We start from the raw sequence: 1,328 nt of genomic DNA, 5'->3' as shown, positions 1-1,328 counted from the left end.
GGAAACGGGCCTGCCCACCCCTTGCAACGTCAGCTGTGGAGCCGATCGACTGAGGTGCGCGGCCCACCCCGGCTACGCCGGGGTGGGAATGCCGGGGGATTTACACCACTGCAGGGGACGCAGGCCCGTACAGGACAGGCTGGCGGAAGGTCGCCAAGAAGGCCGGCAGGAAGGTCGGCAAGAAGGCCGACAGGAAGGCGAAGCCAACGTGACCCTCCGCCTGCTCACCCGCCGCTGCGGCCTCCTCAACGAAGCCACCACCGCCCGCATTCAGGCCCTTCCCCTGGAGCAACTTGAGGCCCTGGCGGAAGCCCTGCTCGACTTCCAGGGCCCCGCCGACCTGGCGACATGGCTGGCCGCCCACGCCTGACCGCCCGTGGGATCCATCCCCCCACCAGCGTTCAGCGATCGGCCGAGTCGTGACCCGCGTGGAGGGCCGGGGTGCATGGATGTCCTTGACATCTCGACGAAGTCAGGTGTGCCGCAATGGTTCAGGTCACCGCCCGCTTACCCGATGAACTGGGGGGCTGAACTTGATGCGGCTGCTCAGCAGCACAAACGTTAGGGAGCCGACAGCATCGGCCAGGCCATTGCGACCGACCTCGACGACATAGAGGACCTGCGTTGTGCGGGGAGTTTGAAGGGGTTACGCCGGTTACGGGTGGGCAATGATCGCATTGTCTATGCATGGCAGCGGAGTGAGCTGCTGATCCTTGACCTGCGGATTGGCCACCGCAGAGAGGTGGTTCGCTGATGTCCCCTTTTCAATCCCGCGGCGGCAATCCCGCTCGCCTCTGAACCGCAGCGGCAATCTGCATCTCCACCTCCTCCCGCAGCTGGCGGATGAGGCTCGGGCAGCTGGGCGCCGGCCAGCTGAGCCAGACGATCCAGCGCATGGCTGAGGGGAGGCTGCTGATCCGCCAGCACGATCAGGGTCTTGAGCAGGTTCTCCACCTCCTGCTGGGCGGAGCGCCACCTTGAGGATGAGGGCCGCGTCTTCCTCAGGCGGCATAGAGCACCTTCCCCTCGCGGGCGATACGGCCCAGCACATGCCAGCGGGAGCCACTGAGCAGCGCATCCGGGCTGTTGCTGCCCCGGCAGAGCAGGAGCAGATCGAGATCCGAGCCGGGCCTGGCTTCGCCACGGGCGCGGGAGCCAAACAGGACAAGGGCTTTGGTGGCGGGATCGTCTGCGAGCGCCTGCTTGCGTCCCCTGTGTTGGTGTAAATCCCTGGGGACCTCAACCCCGGCGTAGCCGGGGTTGAGCGCGCACCTCAGACGTTCCGCTCAGCGGCCAGCGTTGCAAGGGGTGGGCAGGCCCGTGACCCT

At 66.7% G+C, this 1,328-nt stretch carries 4 protein-coding genes; 3 read left to right on the top strand and 1 reads right to left on the bottom strand.

The features are described 5' to 3' along the window. The 3 genes from VB777_RS03995 to VB777_RS03985 form a co-directional block, all read left to right on the top strand. A partial coding sequence (locus VB777_RS03995) for a DUF4351 domain-containing protein (RefSeq protein ID WP_323247251.1) occupies positions 1-370 on the top strand: 370 nt, incomplete at its 5' end. A 207-nt stretch (positions 371-577) separates the two neighbouring features. After that, entirely contained in the window at positions 578-754 is a 177-nt protein-coding gene (locus VB777_RS03990; protein ID WP_323247255.1) for a type II toxin-antitoxin system RelE family toxin, read from the top strand. An 89-nt stretch (positions 755-843) separates the two neighbouring features. Beyond that, positions 844-981, top strand: coding sequence for a hypothetical protein (locus tag VB777_RS03985; protein WP_323247249.1), 138 nt, complete (start codon positions 844-846; stop codon positions 979-981). Between the two features lie 20 nt (positions 982-1,001). On the opposite strand, the gene VB777_RS03980 is transcribed toward VB777_RS03985, so the two are convergent. Further along, a complete protein-coding gene (locus VB777_RS03980) occupies positions 1,002-1,277 on the bottom strand; it encodes a nucleotidyltransferase domain-containing protein (protein WP_323247253.1) in 276 nt (91 codons plus the stop codon). Between the last annotated feature and the right edge of the window lie 51 nt (positions 1,278-1,328).

Origin of the sequence: Synechococcus sp. CCY9202, from assembly GCF_034931685.1 — a bacterium.
Classification (GTDB): Bacteria; Cyanobacteriota; Cyanobacteriia; order PCC-6307; family Cyanobiaceae; genus CBW1002.
Note: the sequence above shows the minus strand (reverse complement) of the source record. Positions and strands in the feature narration are given on the sequence as shown.

Coding starts and splice junctions, on each gene's coding strand:
- VB777_RS03985 (WP_323247249.1), top strand. CDS start 844: ATGAGGCTCGGGCAGCTGGGCGCCGGCCAGCTGAGCCAGACGATCCAG.